25 protein-coding genes are annotated in these 19,973 nt (G+C 61.1%); 7 read left to right on the top strand and 18 right to left on the bottom strand.

Annotated features, from left to right (window positions below; translation table 11 throughout):
* Positions 1-418: 418 nt before the first annotated feature.
* From EYW45_RS24015 to EYW45_RS23975, 9 genes are read right to left on the bottom strand one after another with little or no spacing between them, the layout of a single operon-like run.
* Positions 419-835 (bottom strand): nuclear transport factor 2 family protein, encoded by a 417-nt coding sequence (locus EYW45_RS24015; protein ID WP_161137937.1) that lies wholly within the window; start codon positions 833-835, stop codon positions 419-421.
* Entirely contained in the window at positions 832-1,611 is a 780-nt protein-coding gene (locus EYW45_RS24010; protein WP_235939198.1) for an SDR family NAD(P)-dependent oxidoreductase, read from the bottom strand. Before EYW45_RS24010 ends, EYW45_RS24015 begins: the two co-directional genes overlap by 4 nt.
* Positions 1,608-2,153 (bottom strand): DUF3833 domain-containing protein, encoded by a 546-nt coding sequence (locus EYW45_RS24005; protein ID WP_161137936.1) that lies wholly within the window; start codon positions 2,151-2,153, stop codon positions 1,608-1,610. The genes EYW45_RS24010 and EYW45_RS24005 overlap by 4 nt, the downstream gene beginning before the upstream one ends.
* Positions 2,150-3,421 (bottom strand): MFS transporter, encoded by a 1,272-nt coding sequence (locus tag EYW45_RS24000; protein WP_161137935.1) that lies wholly within the window; start codon positions 3,419-3,421, stop codon positions 2,150-2,152. The genes EYW45_RS24005 and EYW45_RS24000 overlap by 4 nt, the downstream gene beginning before the upstream one ends.
* Positions 3,418-4,047 carry a chalcone isomerase family protein gene (locus EYW45_RS23995; protein WP_235939197.1) on the bottom strand — a complete coding sequence of 210 codons (630 nt, stop codon included), beginning with the start codon at positions 4,045-4,047 and terminating at the stop codon, positions 3,418-3,420. The genes EYW45_RS24000 and EYW45_RS23995 overlap by 4 nt, the downstream gene beginning before the upstream one ends.
* Positions 4,047-5,261, bottom strand: a complete 1,215-nt coding sequence (locus EYW45_RS23990; RefSeq protein WP_235939196.1) for an SAM-dependent methyltransferase — start codon at positions 5,259-5,261, stop codon at positions 4,047-4,049. The genes EYW45_RS23995 and EYW45_RS23990 overlap by 1 nt, the downstream gene beginning before the upstream one ends.
* On the bottom strand, positions 5,248-6,060 hold the full coding sequence (locus EYW45_RS23985) for a DUF1365 domain-containing protein (protein WP_161137934.1): 813 nt from the start codon (positions 6,058-6,060) through the stop codon (positions 5,248-5,250). Before EYW45_RS23985 ends, EYW45_RS23990 begins: the two co-directional genes overlap by 14 nt.
* Entirely contained in the window at positions 6,045-7,349 is a 1,305-nt protein-coding gene (locus tag EYW45_RS23980) for an NAD(P)/FAD-dependent oxidoreductase (RefSeq protein ID WP_161138067.1), read from the bottom strand. Before EYW45_RS23980 ends, EYW45_RS23985 begins: the two co-directional genes overlap by 16 nt.
* Positions 7,350-7,357: 8 nt before the next feature.
* Positions 7,358-7,888, bottom strand: a complete 531-nt coding sequence (locus EYW45_RS23975) for a chalcone isomerase family protein (protein ID WP_161137933.1) — start codon at positions 7,886-7,888, stop codon at positions 7,358-7,360.
* Positions 7,889-8,041: 153 nt separating this feature from the next.
* Between EYW45_RS23975 and EYW45_RS23970 the strand changes: the two genes are divergently transcribed.
* The gene (locus EYW45_RS23970) at positions 8,042-8,656 is read left to right on the top strand and encodes a TetR/AcrR family transcriptional regulator (RefSeq protein ID WP_202444876.1); all 615 of its coding nucleotides are present in this window, start codon (positions 8,042-8,044) and stop codon (positions 8,654-8,656) included.
* Positions 8,657-8,741: 85 nt separating this feature from the next.
* On the opposite strand, the gene EYW45_RS23965 is transcribed toward EYW45_RS23970, so the two are convergent.
* Positions 8,742-8,960, bottom strand: coding sequence for a hypothetical protein (locus tag EYW45_RS23965; protein WP_161137932.1), 219 nt, complete (start codon positions 8,958-8,960; stop codon positions 8,742-8,744).
* Positions 8,961-9,099: 139 nt separating this feature from the next.
* Here EYW45_RS23965 and EYW45_RS23960 point away from each other — a divergent pair, with 139 nt between their 5' ends.
* The gene (locus tag EYW45_RS23960; RefSeq protein ID WP_161137931.1) at positions 9,100-10,002 is read left to right on the top strand and encodes a recombination-associated protein RdgC; all 903 of its coding nucleotides are present in this window, start codon (positions 9,100-9,102) and stop codon (positions 10,000-10,002) included.
* Between the two features lie 141 nt (positions 10,003-10,143).
* Here the strand turns inward: EYW45_RS23960 and EYW45_RS23955 are convergent, their stop codons facing one another.
* The 4 genes from EYW45_RS23955 to EYW45_RS23940 all read right to left on the bottom strand — a co-directional run bounded on the left by EYW45_RS23955 (position 10,144) and on the right by EYW45_RS23940 (position 13,833).
* Positions 10,144-10,926: a DUF4394 domain-containing protein gene (locus tag EYW45_RS23955; RefSeq protein WP_161137930.1), complete on the bottom strand. Its 783-nt coding sequence runs from the start codon at positions 10,924-10,926 to the stop codon at positions 10,144-10,146.
* A gap of 205 nt (positions 10,927-11,131) precedes the next feature.
* Positions 11,132-11,980, bottom strand: a complete 849-nt coding sequence (locus EYW45_RS23950) for an anti-sigma factor (protein ID WP_161137929.1) — start codon at positions 11,978-11,980, stop codon at positions 11,132-11,134.
* Positions 11,977-12,522 carry a sigma-70 family RNA polymerase sigma factor gene (locus EYW45_RS23945; protein WP_161137928.1) on the bottom strand — a complete coding sequence of 182 codons (546 nt, stop codon included), beginning with the start codon at positions 12,520-12,522 and terminating at the stop codon, positions 11,977-11,979. Before EYW45_RS23945 ends, EYW45_RS23950 begins: the two co-directional genes overlap by 4 nt.
* An 18-nt stretch (positions 12,523-12,540) precedes the next feature.
* On the bottom strand, positions 12,541-13,833 hold the full coding sequence (locus EYW45_RS23940) for an aspartate carbamoyltransferase (protein ID WP_161137927.1): 1,293 nt from the start codon (positions 13,831-13,833) through the stop codon (positions 12,541-12,543).
* Positions 13,834-14,059: 226 nt separating this feature from the next.
* On the opposite strand from EYW45_RS23940, the gene EYW45_RS23935 reads away from it, so the two are divergent.
* Positions 14,060-14,359, top strand: a complete 300-nt coding sequence (locus EYW45_RS23935; protein ID WP_161137926.1) for a hypothetical protein — start codon at positions 14,060-14,062, stop codon at positions 14,357-14,359.
* A gap of 53 nt (positions 14,360-14,412) precedes the next feature.
* Entirely contained in the window at positions 14,413-14,679 is a 267-nt protein-coding gene (locus tag EYW45_RS24380) for a hypothetical protein (RefSeq protein WP_202444875.1), read from the top strand.
* Positions 14,680-14,697: 18 nt separating this feature from the next.
* Here EYW45_RS24380 and EYW45_RS23930 read toward each other — a convergent pair whose 3' ends face one another.
* Both EYW45_RS23930 and EYW45_RS23925 read right to left on the bottom strand, forming a co-directional pair.
* Positions 14,698-15,138, bottom strand: a complete 441-nt coding sequence (locus EYW45_RS23930; RefSeq protein WP_161137925.1) for a BPTD_2524 family lipoprotein — start codon at positions 15,136-15,138, stop codon at positions 14,698-14,700.
* Between the two features lie 222 nt (positions 15,139-15,360).
* The gene (locus tag EYW45_RS23925; RefSeq protein ID WP_161137924.1) at positions 15,361-15,492 is read right to left on the bottom strand and encodes an entericidin A/B family lipoprotein; all 132 of its coding nucleotides are present in this window, start codon (positions 15,490-15,492) and stop codon (positions 15,361-15,363) included.
* 294 nt (positions 15,493-15,786) lie between these two features.
* On the opposite strand from EYW45_RS23925, the gene EYW45_RS23920 reads away from it, so the two are divergent.
* Both EYW45_RS23920 and EYW45_RS23915 read left to right on the top strand, forming a co-directional pair.
* The gene (locus tag EYW45_RS23920) at positions 15,787-16,011 is read left to right on the top strand and encodes a hypothetical protein (RefSeq protein WP_161137923.1); all 225 of its coding nucleotides are present in this window, start codon (positions 15,787-15,789) and stop codon (positions 16,009-16,011) included.
* Between the two features lie 198 nt (positions 16,012-16,209).
* The gene (locus EYW45_RS23915) at positions 16,210-17,814 is read left to right on the top strand and encodes an NAD(P)/FAD-dependent oxidoreductase (RefSeq protein ID WP_161137922.1); all 1,605 of its coding nucleotides are present in this window, start codon (positions 16,210-16,212) and stop codon (positions 17,812-17,814) included.
* Between the two features lie 16 nt (positions 17,815-17,830).
* On the opposite strand, the gene EYW45_RS23910 is transcribed toward EYW45_RS23915, so the two are convergent.
* Positions 17,831-19,060, bottom strand: a complete 1,230-nt coding sequence (locus EYW45_RS23910) for a TIGR03862 family flavoprotein (protein WP_161137921.1) — start codon at positions 19,058-19,060, stop codon at positions 17,831-17,833.
* Positions 19,061-19,230: 170 nt separating this feature from the next.
* Complete coding sequence (locus EYW45_RS23905; RefSeq protein WP_161137920.1) at positions 19,231-19,407, bottom strand: CsbD family protein; 177 nt, start codon at positions 19,405-19,407, stop codon at positions 19,231-19,233.
* 238 nt (positions 19,408-19,645) lie between these two features.
* Between EYW45_RS23905 and EYW45_RS23900 the strand changes: the two genes are divergently transcribed.
* On the top strand, positions 19,646-19,963 hold the full coding sequence (locus EYW45_RS23900) for a hypothetical protein (RefSeq protein ID WP_161137919.1): 318 nt from the start codon (positions 19,646-19,648) through the stop codon (positions 19,961-19,963).
* Positions 19,964-19,973 lie beyond the last annotated feature (10 nt).

Here is a 19,973-nt window from a genome sequence, read left to right as displayed (position 1 = left end):
CTTAAAAAGCCCCTTCTGGGGCTTTCTTTTTTTGCGATCGTGTATCTTCAGAATCGAATCTCACGGCATACAGAGACAGCTCAGCGCGGGCGCGGCCGCAGCCGGCACATTTAAATCGTCTCACGCCGCCAATATTCAGGCCATTGTCAGACGTCCCTCAGTAGACTGCAGTCTTGGTTGGTGGCTCCACTTACCGCTATCGAACGATTGATCCCCCTGTTCGAGAGCGATGGAGTAGCCGTACCAACACCGATGGCGCGCTCCCCGCGAGCTTTAAATGGCGCGTCATTGTGTGCTCCCGTACCGGCTCGGCTTTCAATAAGCCGGGCCGTTTTTTTTCGCTGAACGGATCAGCGGGAGAGCGACGAAACGAGCGGACCAGTGGGAACGTGAGGAATAAGGCGCGACCCGTGGCGGGTCAGCCGGCCATCCGCCGCTTCAGCATCCGCAAGATCCCACCCAGCACCGGAATCCGCTCGAATACCTCCTCGGACGTATCCCAGTAATCGCGATGCGTGGCGATCAGTCCCTCGCGATCGAGCACCAGATGCGTGCTTCCATGCACCGTGATCGGCCGGCCTTTGAACGCACAGCACAGCCGCCAGATCAGGCATCCCTGATCGCCCTGCCCAATCACACTGTCGACGATGAATTTCGGATGGTCGAGGTTATCGAACATGTGCTGATACACCTGCCGAATCCGTTCAAGGCCGATCACATCGTTGAATTGATCCTTGAACGCAGCATCCACTGCGTACACCGTGCCGATCGTCGGCAGCGTCTCATCGGTCAGCGCCTCGAACCATTGTCCGATCGCCTCAAAACGTTCACTCATAAACCCGTGGTCCTATGCAAGATCGAAAAGCGCAGGAGATACGGCAAGCGGCTCAACACCCGCAGCCCGCCTGCGAAACTACGCGGAAATCTGATTTCGAAACGCCCGCGGCTGATGCCTTCGACAATCGCATCGGCCGCGGCAGGCGGCTTCATCAACCCCGGCATTTTGAAATCGTTGGCCGCCGTCATGGGCGTCTCGACAAAACCCGGATTGATGAGATAGATGGACAAGCCTTTCGGTGCCAGTTCGAAATACAGTGACTCGGCCAGATTGATCAGCGCGGCTTTGGTCGCGCCATAAACCAGGGCCTTGGGCAATCCGGTGTATCCGGAAATGCTGCCGGTGATGGCAATGCCGCCCGAGCCCTGCTTCAAGAGCGCCGGCACCAGTGTGGCCAGTGCGCGATACAGCGAGACCACGTTCAGATCGAAACTCTTCTGCACCGCCTCGGCGTCGATTTCCCAACTGTGCTGCGCGTCGTAGCGGCCGGCAAGAAACATCACCAGATCCAGCCCGCCCAGCTTGTCCGACACCTCTTGAATCGCGCGCGGCCAGATGTCGTCGCCCATCACATCCATGGGATAAAGGATGGCATTTGCGTGCCCTGCCGCAACCTCGGCCAGTTGCTCGGGGCGGCGTGCCGAGAGCACCACGCGTGCGCCCTCTTTCAGCAAGCGTTGTGCGGTGGCCGCGCCGATGCCGCTCGAGGCACCGACGATCCACACGCGCCGCCCGCGCCAATCTTCCACCCGAGGGTTCAGGTCGAACATCATGACGGATCCTTCTGCGCGTCGCGTTTGCGGAAGAACACCGTGACGTCGCCCACATGGAAACCGAACTTCGTCAGCACCGAGCGATTCATCATCGTCTGCTCGTCCATCTGCCACATCCAATCGTCGAAATTGATGTCGTACGTGGTGTCGTCGACCGGAATCCGCAGCACGTAGGTCCAGTGCAGCGCATTGCCCGCAGTGTGGCCGACGGCTTCGCCGATCACATCGCCCGCCGTACCGCGCCAACTGCCGTCGCCTTGGCGCTTGAGCGTCCACACCCGATGCTGCAGCTCGCCGTCGTCATAGACGAAGCGCTCGTCCAGCGTGCCGTTATTGGCATCGGTCCACGATGGCGTGACGGTCACATGGAACCGCCGCGACACCTCGCCGCTGCGCTTTTGCACAATGCCCCAGGCATCCATCACGCCACTGAAATACATGGGCAACTCGAGCTTCGGATTTTTATCCGCATAGCGCGAGACGTCGACGTTGCCGCAACCTGCCAGCACCGCCAGCACAAGAACTGCCAGCCATTTTTTCATGATGTCGATTCCCGTTCGGTTGATTGATTTCGATTCGGCGCGTTGCCGCGCCACAGCACCCATGCCGCGCCCAATTTGAGCGCACACGGTAAAGCGGCATAAATCCATGCGAGGGCCCTGACGCCCCCCCCGTCTCCAGCCCGGTAGCCGGCCAGATCGAGCGCCGGCAACGCGACGCCCGCAGCAAGCGCAAGCGCGAGTTTGCCCACCAGCGTCCACATCCCGAGATAGAGTCCTGTATCGCTGCGGCGCTCGGCAGGAATCGCATCGGCCAGCATGGCTGGCGGCAGCGCGAGATCGGCACCTAACGCGAGTCCGGAGAGCAAGCAGATCACGCCGAATGCGATGGTTTGGCCTGGCTGTATCAGCACGGCCCACACGAACGCGCAACAGGCCAGAATGGCCGCGATCAACCACGCCGGCCGCTTGCCGATTCGATCCGAAAGTTTGACCCACAGCGGCAAGGCCGCCGCCCCGCCCAGAAAATAGATCGCCAGAAACACACCGGCCTGCGCGGAAGCATTGACCACGTCATCGACGAAAAAGAGAAACAGCGTGGCCGGGATCGACACGGCAAGCGAGTTGATCCCATAGAACAATGTCAGCCGTCGCAAAGCCGGTACAGCCCATGCCTGCCGCCAGGGCAAAGGCTCGCTGTGCGCAGGAATGACCGGTGTGGGCGCGGCCTTGAGCAGGGCGATGAGCGCGGCGGCAAGCAGCAGTGCAAAGACCGCACAGTAGATGAGATAACCATTGGCCTCGCCGAAGCGCCCTGCCAGCGCAATTGGCGCCACCGACGCGAGCACCACACCCGCAAGCCCCGCCCCCTCTCGCCAGGCCGAGACGCGGGCACGCAGGTCGGGCGCATCGGTGAGTCGCACCCCCCACGCCAAGTAGCAGATATTGACGAGGCTATGCGCGGTGTAGACCACGATGAACGCCAATGCGATCCAGACATAAACCCCGGGGGACGTGCGCACCGGCGGCGCAAACACCGCAAACATACCGGCGACCAGCAGTACGCTTCCCAGCACCAGCAGGCGCGCCCAGGCATACGTCTTCCGCTGTAGACGATCGACCCAACGACCGATGAAAGGGTCCTGGACGGTATCGACCACCCGAGCAAGAAGCAACACCAGTCCCAGGGTGAATAGGCTGACGCCGGGAAAATCACCATAGAACTTCGGCGCGATGACGTACACCGGCAGCGCCGCCATCGCCAGAGGTGCGCCGAGACCTGCATAGGCACTCAGCGATCGGGCTTTCACGGTGCACCACCCATCAACGATCGGCGCAGGTCGGGTTCACGCGTATCGCGTGCCAGCCAGATCGCAAAGAAACGCTCCGCAAAGCGAGGATCGTCGATCGACGCCGTGAGGCGACCGTTGGCGTAAAACCGCACGCCGCGTCCCGGCAAAGACACACCGGTCATCGTGTCGCCCTCGCGGACGTCCACGAACGCGCGATCGAGATACGGCGTCCAAATATCCAGGCTGGCTTGATCGGCACCTTGCCGTTTGAGTTCATCCACAGTACTCGACACCAACCGTGCACGTTCGATATCGCGTGCATAAGTGAGCACCAAGGCATACGGCACCTTGGGATCGAATGCAGGCGCGGCGCTCCACAGGGCGGCGTCGTACAACCGCATGCCGAACCACGTCATCTTGCCCTGCCCCAGACGACGCGCATTGGGCACGTCGGCTTGCCAGCCTGCAACCGCCGGCGCGTTCGTCGCGGCGGGAGCAGCTGTGGCTGCGGTCAGCGTCGGCAGGGGTACCGAAGCGGCATGCATCACCGGCGCCGCTACTGCATCGCGCATCAGCACCGACGGGCCAGCAACAAGCGACACCGCAAGCGCGGCCACCGCAACGAGGACGCGACGGGGGTTCATCAGCCGAGCGTCCATTGGCGCACATCCGTGCGGGCTTCGCGGAAGCCCGCCTCGCAGTAAGCCAGATACATACGCCAGATGCGAATGAACGCATCGTCGAATCCCTGCGCCATGATCGTCGGCACGCGCGCTTCGAACAGTACGCGCCATCGTTTCAGCGTCTCGGCATAGTCCAGACCGAAGGCTTTGACGTTCAGCACCTTGAGCGAGGTGGCCGCCACCTGCGCCTCGAATACCGCGGGCGACGGCAGCATTCCGCCGGGAAATACATATTGCTGAATAAAGTCGGTGCCTCGCCGATAAGCATCGAAGCGGGCATTATCGATATCGATCGACTGCACGACGATACGACCGCCAGGCTTCAGGCACCGCGCCAATGTTTCGAAGTAGAGTGGCCAGCGGCGCTCGCCAACGGCCTCGACCATCTCGATCGACACAATATGATCGAACCCTGCATTGGGCAGATCGCGATAGTCGCGAATTTCCAGTGTGACGCGGTCGTTCAGGTTTTGACGTGCCACGCGATCGCGCGCCCAGGCCAGTTGCGCATCGGATAACGTAATGCCGTGCACATTGATGCCACGCAGCGCGGCGCGCTCGGCGAACCCGCCCCAGCCGCAACCGATTTCAAGCACCGTTTGCCCAGGCTTCGCATCAAGCTCGTCGAGAATGCGGTCGTACTTCGCGTCTTGCGCTTCGGCCAGGCTCAAGGCGTCATTGCCGTCGAAGAGCGCCGACGAGTACGTCATTCCGGCATCGAGCCACTGCGAGTAAAAGGCGTTGCCCAGATCGTAATGGCTGAGGATATTACGGCGGCTGCCGCGACGGCTGTTGTCGCGCAGAATCAGATGGCGCAGTCGCTGCACCACCAATGCCCACCAGCGCCCTTGTACCGCCTGATCGACCGCAGCTTCATTACGCAGCGCCAGCGTGAACAGCGCCACCATGTCTTGCGAATCGGCCCATCCGGCCTTGAGACTGTCGGCAAAACCGATATCGCCGCGGCGCAAAATGGCATTCGCCGCACGCCAGTCGCGGATGGTCAACTGTGCATGCAATCCGTGCGCAGCATGGCCGAACACCGTCACCTCACCCGCCGGATCGGTGAGGCTCAAGGCGCCGACCGAAATGCGTTGCAACAGCCGCAAAAACAGACGAGCGCCCAAGGGCATCTTTTGCGCCCCCATGTCGGCGGAGACGTCATTGGATCTCATGGTTGACCTCAATATTGTGAGACACATCGTTTTCAGGAGGACGTGGCTTGGGCACGTAGCGCACGCGGCGCAGCCACAACTTGAGCGCCTGCCAATGAATCCGGGCCATGACGCCAAACGTTTGAAAAGGCGCACGCAGCAGCGCAGCCATCACCCGCGCATTCGTGAGCGCCGCACCCCGGCACCACACCGCCGTCTTGAGAAGCGGCCGACTATGCGCATCGTCGTCGAAATAGTCGATCGCCACACGATGCACATCGCCGGTCTCAGAAAGGGCAAAGCGATAGCGGCCATGCGTTTCGCAAAAGGGCGACACGTGAAAGACCTTGCGGCAGTCGAGCGGCGTGCCCGCGCCGATGGCAGCGCCCTCAGCCGCTTGCAGCACATACTGATGGCGCTCGCCGAACGTATTGTTGACGTCGGCCAGCAGCACTTTCAATTGCCCTTGCGTATCGTGCACATACCAGAAACTGACTGGATTGAAGACGTAACCCAGTACGCGGGGAAAAGCCTGCAACCACACGGCGCCGATCTCCATCTGCACGCCTGCCTGCGCCAGCCGCGCACGCAACCACGCCATCAAATCGCCGCCATCACGCCCGCCGTGGTCGCACGCCTGAAACGAGACCGCGCGGCGGCGATTCACGCCGAAGAGCCACGACGTCGCACGAGCGACGTCGTGCATCCGATCCACGCGCACCCGTACACAAAAAATCGGGTAGTCGAAACGATTCTCGACGGGCCGCGACCGCGCATGCATCACGCGCCCTGCGCACCACTGGATCAGGCCGGCTGACATACCGCCTCCTTCCAGGGCGCCTTCACACCCAAGCGGCTGGCGACGTCCATGCCGGACATCAAGCCATCTTCGTGAAAACCGTAGCGCGTCCACGCCCCGCAAAAATAGACACCGTCCCGACCCTGTATGTCGGCCACGCGGCTCTGTGCCTGGATGGCCGCCACGTCGAAAACGGGATGCTCATAGTCGAAGGTGCGCAAAACGGTTTCGGCCGCGGGCTCGCGTGTGGGATTGAGCGTCACGATCACCGGCCGTTTGAACGGCAACGGTTGCAGCATATTGAGCAGATAACTCACCGCGACGGGCCCGCTGGCCTCGGGCGTGTGTCCGCCTTCTGCCAGATAGTTCCACGCCGACCACGTTGATCGACGACGTGGCAGTTGGGTGATGTCGGTGTGCAGCACCGCGCGATTGGGCTGATAGCGAAAGGCCCCCAGCACCGCGCGTTCGGCAGGCGATGCATCCAGCATCGCCAATGAGGTTGGCGCATGGCAGGCCAAGACGACGGCATCGCAGTGCAGCGGGCCGTCGGCGGTGTGCACGCGCACGCCGTCGATGTCACGTCTTACGGCCTGCACCGGACAATTCAATCGAATATCGGGCAACTCGGCGGTCATCGCTTGCACGTAGCTGCGTGCACCGCCCGCCACGGTGCGCCACTTCGGACGGCCTTCAATCTGCAGCAAATGGTGATTCAGGCAAAAGACCAGGAAGGTGCGCGCTGGAAATTCGAGAATGTCCTTGATCGATGTCGACCAGATGGCCGCCGCCATCGGCAGAAGATACCAATCGCGCATCGCGCGACCGTAGCCTTGATTGTCGAGCAGTTCGCGCAGCGTGACGGTGCTTTCGATCGTCGCCACGTAGGAGGCGGCTTCCCGGTTGAGCCGCGCAATATCGCGCAGCATGCCGAGAAACGCCGGCCGCACCATATTGCGGGGCTGGGCAAACACCGTTTTGATATTCGTACCGGCCCACTCGATATCGGGCTCGCGCACCGACACGCCGAAAGACATATCGCTTTCGTGGGTGGCTACGCCCAACGTCTTGAACAGCGCAATCAGATTGGGATAGGTGACATCGTTGTGAACGAGAAAGCCGGTATCGACCGGATGCCGCAACCCATCCACTTCGGCATCGACCGTATTGGTGTGACCGCCAAGATAATTTCCGGCCTCGAACAGCGTGACCCGATAACGGCTGTTCAGCAGCCAAGCCGCCGAGAGCCCGGCAATGCCGGAACCCACCACGGCCACGCGCGATCCGGGCGCCACGCGAGAGGAGATCATTGCCATGATCAGTGCGCCGCTTGTGTCGAGCTGCCCAGAAGCGCCGCGCGCAACGATGGGCTACGCGTTTCGGGAGACAGCCAGATCGAAGCGAAGGCGCGCGCGAAGGCATCGGACGGTAATTCGCCGCACAACACATCGTTATTGAAAAATCGTACGCCAAAGCCCGCTATGAAAACGCCCAGAAGACGATCACCCTTCTTGACGTCGGGCAGCACGCTTTGCAGCACATCGCTCCAATCGGCAAGCATCTCGGCGTCGGGTGACGCCAGCCGTTCCATTTCAAGCGCCGAGGCCGCCACGATCTGGTCCGCGGGCAGATTGCGCAAGTACGTCAATTCGAGCGCAAACGTGCCGCCAGGGTAGAAATCATCGCCGACAGCCAAGAGACGGGCTTCGTACATACGAAACACGCTCCAGGTCAGCACGCCCTGACCCACTTCACGCCATGGGCCTGCGATCCCGGTCAACGCCGCCATGCTGGCCACGCCGCCTGCCGCCTGCGTGTTTTGCTCGTCACCGCCTGAAGATATGTGCATAATCGGCTACCAGAAGGTCTAAAATCTGAACTCAGTAGTTCCTATTAGACCATCAAGTCTATTTTGTGACTAGTCAGTTCATATTTCTTCCGACTAGTATTTACCCGAACCGTAATGCGGCATGCGCGCCGTACACGACGCCTTCAACCACCTATGCCCCAAGCCCCAATAAAAAAACTCACCCTCAAACAGCAGCAACTCAAGCTGCGCGAAGATGCGATTCTGGATGCCGTCAATCGGTTGCTCGCCACCAAGGGCTACGACCTGATGACGATGGATGAGGTTGCCGCCGAGGTGGGCATTGCGAAAGCCAGCCTGTACAAGCACTTCGAATCGAAGGATGCGTTGGCCGCGTCGTCGATGACGCGCCTGCTGGAAGACACACTGGCGCATATGCAGCGTCAGCCAGAGACGCTGCCGCCGATCGACAAGCTGAAGGCTGTCGTGCGCTGGGCGGTGACCACCCATTTGCGGCAGGAAATGCCCCTTCTGCCCTCCACGCGCTCCAGCATTCAACATGCGCTGGTGGTCCATGAACCCTATACCGAAAAGCTCTCTGCCGTGACTGAGCAGCTAGGCGAGTGGATTCTGGCGGCGCAGGACAACGGCAGCCTGTCTGCGAAGCTCCCCGGCGAGGTGATCCTCTACACCATCTATGCGCGGTCTTGCGATCCGGTGGCGGACTTTCTCCGGATGGGCGGCGCATTCACCGACGAGGAGATCGTCGAGCACCTGATCACCACCTGCTTCAACGGCCTGCGGGACTGACCGATCGCGCAATGAGGGCAAACGGGACGAAAAAAAACCGGGCCAGTTCGGCCCGGTTTCTCAAGCGATCGCTGCCGCGATCCGCTTAACGGCGCTTGCCCGCAAACAGGACGAGCACGCCGGCCACGATCGCCGCAATGCCGGCCCAGTTGGGAATCGGCACCGATTTCTCGGTTTCGGCAGTCGCTTTCACCGAGCCGACCTGCAGCACGGTTTCTTCCGAGGTGTAGTTGAACCCTTTGTAGACGAGCGCCGCAGCGCCCAGGACGATCAACAGTGCGCCGATGACGGTGGTGGCTTTCATGAATTCTCTCTACAGGTGAATGAGGTGCGCCGGACGATACCGTAGGCGCTCCAACCTGTCAGTGACAGAAGGTGACGCACGAATGAGCCCTTACCGAAGTCGCGACCTGTATTAGAATCGACCCTTTTGCCGATCGCCCATGTGGTTCAAAAATCTCAAGCTGTATCGCCTCTCGCCCACTTGGGCCTTGAGCCCGGAGCAGGTCGAAGAAGCCCTCTCCAAATACGCCTTTAAGCCTGGAAACACGTCCGAGATGCAAAGTCTCGGCTGGCTGCCGCCGCGTGAAAACGGTGGATTGGTGCATGTCGTCGGTAAGCAGATGCTGATTGCACTGCGCGCCGAAAAGAAACTCCTGCCAAGCACGGTCATCAATCAGTTCGCGAAAGCACGCGCGCAGGAAGCCGAAGAGCAGCAAGGCTACAAGCCCGGCCGCAAGCAGATGAAGGAAATCAAGGAGCAGGTCACTGACGAGCTGTTGCCGAAAGCCTTCAGTGTCTATCGTGATACGCGAGTGTGGATCGATCCCGAACACCGTTGGTTGGCCATTGACGCCGCAGCGTCCGCCAAGGCGGATGAGGTGTTGGGGTTGCTTGCCAAATCCATCGACCCCTTCCCCGTCGAAAGCCTGTACGTCACACAGTCGCCTGCGGCGGCCATGACGGGTTGGCTGGCCGAAGACGAAGCGCCGTCGAACTTCAGCATCGATCAGGACACCGAGCTGCGCGCCTCGGGCGAAAGCGGTGCGGCGATCCGTTACGTGAAGCACTCGATCGATCCCGACGACGTGCGTCGCCATATCTCGTCAGGCAAGCAGTGCACCCGCCTGGCCCTGACGTGGGCCGACCGCATCTCGTTCGTGCTGACCGAGTCGCTCGACATCAAGCGGGTCGCCCCGCTGGACGTCATCAAGGAAAACAACGATGCCATGTCGCAAAACGACGATGAGCAGTTCGACTCCGACATGACCTTGATGGCGGGCGAATTGGCCAAGTTGATTGCCGACCTGGTCGAAGCCTTGGGTGGCGAAAAAACCAGCCCTTAAGCCCTGATTGGTGTCAGCACCGCAAATAAACCGGCCCTCCAGACGCTCATGCATCTGGAGGGCCGTGTCATGCCGGTTGCCAGCCGCCCTGCCATCGTCAGCAAAGCGCCAATGGCGGGCGTGCCGGCCGGCTTGTCGGGATTACATCGCGCCCGGAGCAGCCAGATCGATCACGCCCTTGGGCAGACCGCTGATCTTGCCGACCATCGTGGGCTTGCCCGTTTCCAGATCGACCGTGTGCAATGCGCCGTCCAGCAACAGGTAAGCCTGGTTGCCGCCCTTGCCGTCGGAGACGATGTCGAAGGCCGGCTTCGACAACTTCTTGACGATCTCGCCCTTCGCAACCAAGGTGCCGTCGTTAGGCGGCGCTTGCAGCAGCAATTGACCCGTCGCAGCGTCCAGATCGAACAGTTGCGTGGCCTTGGTGCCCGCAAACGAATTGGTGTATGCGCCCGCCACGACCTTGGGCGTCTTGCCGGCGTAGGCGCCGTCAGCCGCATAGTTCAACGGCTTGTCCAGCACCACTTCGCCCGTATCGACGTTGACGCGGAAGTTGGTGCCATCGGACGCGATCAAACGCAGGCGATCGGCGACAGGGTTGAAATCAACCACGGCCGAGCCCTTGCCGGGCAGTGCCTGATTGAGCTTCGCACCGGCAGTGGCCGTCGCGGTCGACGGATCGATCGTGTAGAGGACATTGTCGTCGCCAACGGCATACAGCTTGCCATTGGACGGGCGCACGTCGATGCCACGCAACGGCGTCTTGATGTTCTTGATATCCCAGGTACCCGTCACTTTCTTTGCGACGGTGTCAATTTTCGCCAGCTTGTTGCTGCTGGACAGCGCCCACAGATCGGCGGCTTGTGCGGCGCCGGCCATGGAGAACGAAGCGATCAAACCCGCGGCAATCATTGTGAATTTCATGTGATATCCCTTCCAGGTGGATGACGTTTAGGTTGCGGTGTCGACATCGGCCCGCGCCAATGTCCCTCCGTTCCCTGTTAACGCGCCAACCCGCCGACTGGATGTCGCAACTTACACATTGTTTCAAACGGGACTAATCCAGGTGCCTGAAAGCACACGACCCCTTGCGCACAAGGGGTCGTGTCGCTCACATGCCGAGCGTTGACTACCGCGTCGGTTGCGGCGCCATTGCGGCAGCTGCGGCCACCACGCGACCGATGAACAGCACGGGTCCCGTTGGTCTACCGGTTGGCGATCCGCCTTGCGGCTCGAGCGTCATCTCGAACAATTGCCCTGGCTGGATCTTGCCGACGGCGGCAGCCGCCACGTTGATCGTATTGCTGCCAGCCACGAGTCCCAACGAGCGCGGACGCGTTTCACCTGGCGCCAACGTCCAGAGCTGAACGGCGCGATCCGACGGCGCGTCCAGGCCCACAAGCGGATCGATGCGGACGTCGCCCGAGCCCATCACCGTCAGTACCCAACCCGGTTTGGCGGCTTCGCCTGGCGCCTGCAGCACAGCCACCTGCGGCGGCACAGGTGCCTCGCGATTCGGGAAGATGGCCAACATGATGGCGGCCGCAGCGAATCCGGCGCTGACCCAACGCCAGGTTGGCACGCTGTCCCAAAGACGGCTGCCCCACGAGGCAGGCTTGCGGGTCGAGGCTGGCGCCGATCGCGGCGCAGCCGGATGTGACGTCGAGGAGGTTTGCGGCGCGGCGGCATCCGGTGCGGCATCGGTTGCCGCTTGCGCGCCGGCCGATCCGGCACCAGCAGACGCGGCGCGCTGTGCGACCGATGCCTGAATCCGCGTCCATACGGAAGCCGACGGTGCAAGCGCCGGCACACGGGCGGCCAGCGCGAGCAGATCGTCTTCCCACTGCAATGCCATCTCGGCCGCTACGCGATCGCGTGCGATCAACGTCTCGACCTCCTGCGCATCCGGGCCCTCGAGCAAACCCAAAACATATTCGCCGATCAATGCGCGGCGTTCGAAAGTGTTTTCTGGAATCATGCTGACAGGCACTCCTGCAGCGCGCGCAGCCCGGCACGGATACGGCTCTTGATCGTACCCAGGGGCGTTGCAAGTTTTTGCGCGATCTGTCCGTGCGACAAACCTTGGTAATAGGCGAGCATGATGGGACCGCGGCGGTCGTCCTCGAGATAATCGAGACACCGATCCAGGCGATGCACACCCTGCGCCTCGGTGGCAAGGCCCTCGGGCCCGGGAGCGTCATCAGCCACCGCGTGAATCACCTCGTCGTCGACGACGATCTCGTCGCGGCGTCGCAGGCGGCTCAGCACGCGATAGCGCAAGATGCTGTACATCCAGGCGCGTCCGCTGCCGAGCGTGCGGTCGAAGCGATCCGCGTTATCCCAGATCTGCACGAACGCATCGTGCAGAATTTCTTCGGCCTCGTCACGCCGGCCCAGCATCTTGGCAGCCAGGCCCAACATGCGCGACGATTCGCAGTTGTAGAGGGCATCGAATGCCGGCTCGTCGCGGCGCGCACAGCGCTCCAAATGTGCTTCGTAGTCGAAGTTCTCGATAATCATCCGCCCCCCTGACGGCAATTAGTCCAGACCGTGGAAGGACGAGTCGTCCGGCCCCACATGCGATGGATGCTGCCAGGTGACATCCCGCATTGAATGCTGCACCAGGCTCTCCACGCCCAACAGTACCGCGAAAATCGCCATGCGAATGGGAATACCGTTGTCGGTTTGCCGGAAAATGGCCAGGCGGGGGTCGTGGTTGAGGTCAATGCTCAGGTCGTTGGCATCGGGACGGCTATCGCGTGGCAACGGATGCATGACGATCGTGTCCGGGCCGCAATGTGCATCGATCATGGCGCGATTGATTTGAAAATCGGGCGTGTACCCTTCCTGTTCTTCATTGGCGAAGCGCTCTTTCTGTACACGGGTAGCGTAAATCACATCGGCGCCGCGCAAGCCTTCGCTCATCGAATTCGTCGATACGATCACGTTGTCGTTGCGACTGGCCTGCTCGATGATGTAGCTGGGCATCTCCAGGCCTTTCGGCGAGATCAGCGTGAATTTGATGCCGCGGTACGCTGCCATCAGCTTGATCAACGAATGCACGGTACGGCCGTACTTCAGATCGCCAACCATCGCAATGTGCGCCCCATCGAGCAGCTTTCCAAGACGCGAAAACTCGGTCAGGATGGTGTACAGATCGAGCAGCGCCTGGCTGGGGTGCTCGCCGGGGCCGTCGCCGCCGTTGACCACAGGGATATTCGTGGCGCGCGCAAACTCGGCGACCGAGCCTTGTTCGGGATGCCGGATCACCATGGCATCCACATAACCGCTCAATACGCGGCTCGTGTCGTAGATCGACTCGCCCTTGGCCATCGACGAGAACGTGAATCCGGTGGTGTCGCATACGGAGCCACCCAGGCGGCAGAATGCGGCGCCAAAACTCACCCGAGTCCGCGTGCTGGCTTCGAAGAATAAATTGCCCAGCACGGCGCCCTCGAGCACCCGCGAAACTTTCTGACGGCGCGCGATGGGCTGCATCATGTCTGCGATGCGGAACAGATCTTCAGCGGCTTCGCGCGTGAACTGATCCACAGACAGAAGCTGTGGCCGGCCCTCGACCGAGATGCGATCACGCAACGCTCCGGATTGGCCCGACTGCGTATACTTTTCCAGCAATGCCGTGTTTTGCGTAATCTCGGAGACGAAGCGCTCCACGACTTCCGGCATGGCACGATACTCCTGCGATCCCTCCGGCAACAGCCACGTATCCAGTGCGCGTCGCTTGACGCCGATCCGCGAGGCGAAAACGTCACGCGTCAGATTCATGCGGCGCATCGCGTCGCGAAGGAAAGCTTGCTGGGAGATCGACATGTCGGCACCTAGGTTATGTACGCGATGCGTATATTAACGCTGCGAAATAGCGAGGCACCATAAAATTTTTGTGACATCGATCGTCGGGTCACGCACGGGGCAATCGCAGGAACGGCGTGCCAACGCGAGGTGGCCACATCGACGCGCCGCGGCATAGGAAAACCCAATGGGCACAGGAACGTGGGTTGCGAGATCACGCGCATCGATTGCAAAACGGAGCCGCACCATGACTGATACGAAAGACGCACGCCCGACCGCCCAGACGACTGCGAAAACGCCTGGAAACGAGCAAGCAACCACCCATGCGCACGTCGCCCCTGAAAATGCCCGGGCATTTCCGCCAAATGATCCGGTCGACGTGCCCAACCTGCCTAAAGCAGTCAAACCAGCCGAGCGCGCGCCTGCTGGCGAGCATCCGACCGACGCCGCGCAGTCCAACCCGGATGTGGATACCACCAAGCATAGCTGGGCCGATAACACACAGCCCGCGCCCGACAAGAAGAACGCCCGCTCATCCATTCTTTGACGCACTGCTCGTGCGTTGCTTTGGCGACCCACTCAATAACAGGAGACGACACCATGTCCGACAAGACACCGAAAGTGATTCCGCCCGCGCATAATCCCGCCGATACGCGCCCGGCGGCGGGTAAGGACGACCCAAAAATGAAAGGGTCCGGCGAGTTGCCGATGCCCTCAGACGCGCCGAAGGTTGCGGGAATGGAGCGCGCCAGTCGCGTGCATACCGAACCTGGCGATCCAGGCGTCCCGGCACCTGAAGGACAAATCGCGGGAGGAACGCCTCCCGATACGCTACAAGCCGAATCGGACGATGCGCCGAAGCGCTAGCGTCACCGCCTCTGGCGTTTAGCTTGCGAGGGGATTCTTACCATCGCGGCAGATGGGTGTGGCGGACTGAATCGAACGAATCGCCGCATCCATCTCCTGCTGGTCGAAGGGCGCAATGCCCATGATCGTCAGCGTCGCCTTGGATGCACGGTCCCCGGCGGGGCGCACGGTAAACCGCATGAGTGCGCGCGCCGGCTCATTTACCGTAAACAGACGGGTTTCGCCGGTGGTGGCTTTCGGATCAACAGACCCCGTAAAGTCGTAGGCGATATTGAAGGGATGTTGGCGATCGACGTAGCACGCCTTCAAATACTCACGCACGCGCCGCTGGGCTTGATAATAATCCGTCGAGACATCGAAAGCTTGAGTCGGAAACTCGCCAGTGGCGTCGACACCGCGACTGGCGCACCCCGACAGCAACGTGGTGGCGCAAAGACCTGTGAGCAGCAAGCGACGCATATTCATTCCCGATAAGAGCTTCATGCGACAGGATTATGCCGCAATGCCGCGACGACAGCGAAATAGCGGGTCCCACATCGGCATTTTGTAACTGCCGATCGCAGGCTCACGTAACCAAATCCCTCTGGCAGCGATGCCGTGTAAATCGATGCCCACGTTAAAAAGCCTTCGCGCTCGATGCGCGAAGGCTTTTCAAACCGCAGTACTACTGGCTCAACCGGATTAACGGTTGGCAGCGCCCTGGATTTTTTCTCCGCCACGCTCAATGTCTTTCCCTGCACCGCCAATGGTGTTGCAGCCCGCGGTAAGCGCGGAAATGGCGAGCAGCACGGCGAGAATGGCTTTGTTCTTCATGACTTTCTCCTTCTGGCGCACGTATATCCATACGGCGTAATGGGTCGATCGAAAGCGCATCGATTGCGCACGCTCAGAATACATGAGCCCTGCAGCGATGACAGCGAAACACGCGCGCAATTCGGATGCAAACCACACTGAAGTAGCAACAACCTATTTCCAGCGGGTTGCAAATGGCGAAGCAGCGGGAACTGCCGTCCCAATCACTTTAGACAACGCGAGGGCATTGCCTGGCAAAACGGGCACGCGGGTTGCGAACACGTCAGCAGCTTATCCATACGAAGGAGACCCATAATGTTCAAGATGCCTAGCGGTGCCCGCAGCGTGCGCCCTGCCATGACGATCGTTCCGCCCGTGCGATTCAACAGCACGCCCGGCAATCCCGATAACCCGGACTCGCCGATCCCCGGCGAGCATCCGATTCCGGGGCAACCGCCTTCACCGGGTGCGCCCCCCACACCGTCCGATCCACCGGTCGTGCCGCCCTCGCCCGCTGCACCGCCAACGCCGATGGCGTGATCCGACACGACGACGCATCGTCACCGAGATCCGTGTTGATCGCAAGAATCGGTGTTGATCGCAAGACGCACATCAGCGCTCCGGGATGCAGGCCTATGCCGCCTGCCTCGGGGCGCTTTTCATTGGGCTGGACTACACTGGCGCGTTGCCTGAATGCCGCAGCCCATAGCTGTGGATGAACGCCCCGGAATTGCCCGCATGATACGCATCTCACAACTGAAACTCCCCCTCGATCATCCCGAATCGCAACTCCGCGACGCCGTGGTCGCACGTCTGAATCTTGCAGACGCCGATGTGCTGACGTTGAGCGTGTATCGGCGGGCCTATGACGCCCGTAAACGCACGGCGATCCTGCTGGTGTATACGGTCGATGTCGAGCTCGTCGACGAGGCTGCCTGCCTGCATGCGTTTGCACAAGACAACGACATTCAGCCGACGCCGGATATGTCTTATCGCTTTGTGCGTCAGGCACCCGCCACCTCATCGGGCCCGCGCCCCGTGGTAATCGGCATGGGGCCTTGTGGCCTGTTCGCCGGGTTGATCCTCGCTCAAATGGGATTCAAGCCGCTTATTCTGGAACGCGGGAAAGCCGTGCGGGAACGAACGAAAGATACTTTCGGACTGTGGCGCAAAGGGGTGCTCAATCCGGACTCGAATGTGCAATTCGGCGAAGGCGGGGCCGGCACGTTCTCGGATGGCAAGCTTTACAGCCAAATCAAGGACCCGAAATTCTACGGCCGCAAGGTGCTCGACGAGTTTGTGAAAGCCGGCGCACCGGAGGAGATACTCTACGTCAGCAAGCCGCACATCGGCACATTCCGACTGGTGAGCATGGTCGAGAAAATGCGCGCCACGATCGAATCGCTGGGCGGTGAAATCCGTTTCGAGAGTCGCGTGGAGGATCTCGAGATCGTGGACGGCCAAGTGCGCGGCATCACGCTTGCGGGCGGCGAAACCATTGCGTGCAATCACCTGGTGCTGGCTGTGGGCCACAGCGCACGAGACACCTTCGAGATGCTGTTCGAGCGCGGCGTGCATATCGAAGCCAAACCGTTTTCGATTGGCTTTCGCATCGAACACCCGCAGAGCCTGATCGACGACGCGCGTTTCGGCCAGTACGCCAAGCATCCGATGCTGGGTGCTGCTGACTACAAGCTCGTGCATCATGCCAATAACGGACGCGCGGTTTACAGTTTCTGCATGTGCCCGGGGGGCACAGTGGTCGCCGCTGCCTCTGAGCCCGGACGCGTGGTAACGAACGGCATGAGTCAATATTCCCGCGCCGAGCGCAATGCCAACTCCGGCATCGTTGTGGGTATTTCCCCGAAAGACTATCCCGGCCATCCCCTGGCCGGAATCGCATTCCAACGCCACTGGGAAAGCCGCGCATTCGAGTTGGGCGGCAGTTCCTATCAGGCGCCAGCGCAGCGGGTAGGTGACTTCCTTGCCAAGCGTGCCTCGGTGTCATTGGGGGATGTCAAACCGTCATACACCCCAGGCGTAACGCCGACCGATCTCAGCACCGCGTTGCCTGACTATGCTATCGAAGCGATCCGCGAAGCGCTTCCCGCGTTCTCGCGCAAGCTGCGCGGCTTCGCAATGGATGATGCGTTGTTGACGGGCGTCGAAACGCGTACATCGTCCCCCATCGGGATCAAGCGCGGCGCCGATTTTCAAAGCGTCAACGTACGTGGACTTTTTCCGGCCGGTGAAGGCGCGGGCTACGCCGGCGGCATCTACTCCGCCGCCATTGACGGCATTGAAGTGGCAGAGGCAGTCGCCACAGCCATCATGGCGCCATGACTGCACGCCCTTCCCGTCATGACGCCAGATAGCGCGCCATCCCGTGGCCCGCGACCACACCGCTTGCCATGACGGCCGTAAGCAGATAGCCCCCTGTAGGGGCATCCCAGTCCAACATCTCGCCGGCGCAAAACATACCCGGCATGGCCCGCAGCATCAGATTTTCGTCCAGCGCCTGACGCATGACGCCGCCCGACGTACTGATCGCTTCATCCATGGGACGCGGGCGCAACAGTGCGATCGGCAAGGCCTTGATTGCGTTCGTCAACGCGATCGGCGACGACATGACTTCGGGCGTTACGCATTCGCGCAACACGCCCCACTTGGCCCCCGTCAATCGAAGCCTGCTTTGCAAAAAGCTCGACCACGACCTGGCGCCGCGCGATACCGAGAGCGCGGCCAGCACCTTTTCACGTGACCAATCCGGCAGCAAATCGATGAAGAGTTTTGCTTGGCCTTGCGATGCACACGTTTTTACCAGCGATCCCGACCACGCATAAACGCCGCCGCCTTCAATACCGGTGGCCGTCAACATGCATTCCCCTGCCCGAAACTCGCCGTCGGAAGCCGTCGACAGCGCGATGTTCTTGAGCGGCTGCCCCGCCCACTTCTCGACGAATGGCGCGCTCCACGCCACGTCGAATCCGCAGTTGGCGGGCGCGAGCGGGGCGATCTCTACGCCTTTAGCCATCAGCACATCGACCCACGCGCCATCGGAACCCAATCGCGACCAACTGCCGCCGCCCAATGCGAGCAAACACGCCCGCGGCTTGACCGTCAGCGCATCGCCAGCGTTGAGAAAGCACAACCCGCCATTCGCGTCGAACCCCTGCCAGCGGTGCCGCATCCGAAACTCGACCCCACGCGCACGCAAGCGCGCCAGCCAGCCGCGCAACAGCGGCGCCGCTTTCATTTCGTGGGGAAACACGCGACCCGACGTGCCCACAAACGTGGCAGCACCCAATTCATCCGCCCACGTTCGCAACGCTTGCGGACTCATCGCATCGAGCCACTGAGGGACCGTGTCGTCAAACCCCGAGTAGCGACGCGAGAAAGCGTCGAGCGGCTCACTGTGGGTAAGATTGAGGCCACCCCGTCCGGCAAGTAAAAATTTCCGTCCGCCCGACGGCATGCCGTCATAGACCACCACCGAAAAGCCCTGCATGCTGAGAACGTCGGCGGCCATCAGCCCGGCCGGGCCGGCGCCGATGATTGCAACGACGGGATGGAGTTCGGGGGAAGTCATGAACGTATTGGCGGCAACGAAACGCGGCAAGCATAGCCTACATGCCGCCATGCCGATGAATGCCTGCTCACTTCACCGATACAAACCGCCCCTGACCGGGGCAAGGGCGTGGCCCGGGCGTAAAAAAGGCGGCTATGAAGCCGCCTTTACATCACACTCACGCAACCTGCTTACGGGCGCTTTTTCGCGTCTTCTTTTGCATCGCCATAAGCGGCTTGCGTCTTGCCGGCCACTTGCTCGGCCTTGCCCTTCAGTTCCGTGGAAGTGCTGCCCGTTACCTTGCCGGCAACTTCCTTGACCTTCCCTGCGACTTCCTCAGCGCGGCCTTTAACTTGGTCTTTGTTCATTCTGCACTCCTTTAAAGATACGCCAATCTGGCATCTCCTTTCTAGCAAGCAACAGGCCCGGGCATCGAAAACGGGCCGGGAAAACCCGTCAACTTTTCGCCTGGAAACGGGATTTACGCTGCGTTACCCAGCTCACGCAAAGGCTGCGCAATTGGGCACCCCAACACCCTCCTGTCCTTCCTCAGCGCACCTGCAACAGCTTGGTTAGAATGACCGGCTACTTATAGAGCAGAGCATTATGGAACTCGTCAGCACGCATCTCACAGCCGCCCCCGGTGGCGTGGTACTTACCACCGCTATCGAAGGTGAAACCATTCAGTCGTATGTGGTCGTGGCACCGCCCGACATCAACGCCGTCGCCGACATTGTTCCGGCCAGCGAATTCGAACGCGGTGCGGACGTGCACGCCACTGCCGTGATCGAGCCGGGCGAAGCCTTGGACAAAATCGAAGAGGTGCTGGAAAACGTTCAACCGGGGGACGTGGTGGTATTTCTGTGCGCGAGCGATGCCGTATATGCTGAAACGCTATCCGGGCTCGGCTATAGCGCGGGTTGATGCGCTGCGT

The organism is Schauerella aestuarii, from assembly GCF_009866805.1.
In the GTDB taxonomy this organism is placed as follows: domain Bacteria; phylum Pseudomonadota; class Gammaproteobacteria; order Burkholderiales; family Burkholderiaceae_B; genus Schauerella; species Schauerella aestuarii.
The sequence above is the reverse complement of the archived record's forward strand: the minus strand, read 5'-3'. Positions and strand labels throughout refer to the sequence as shown.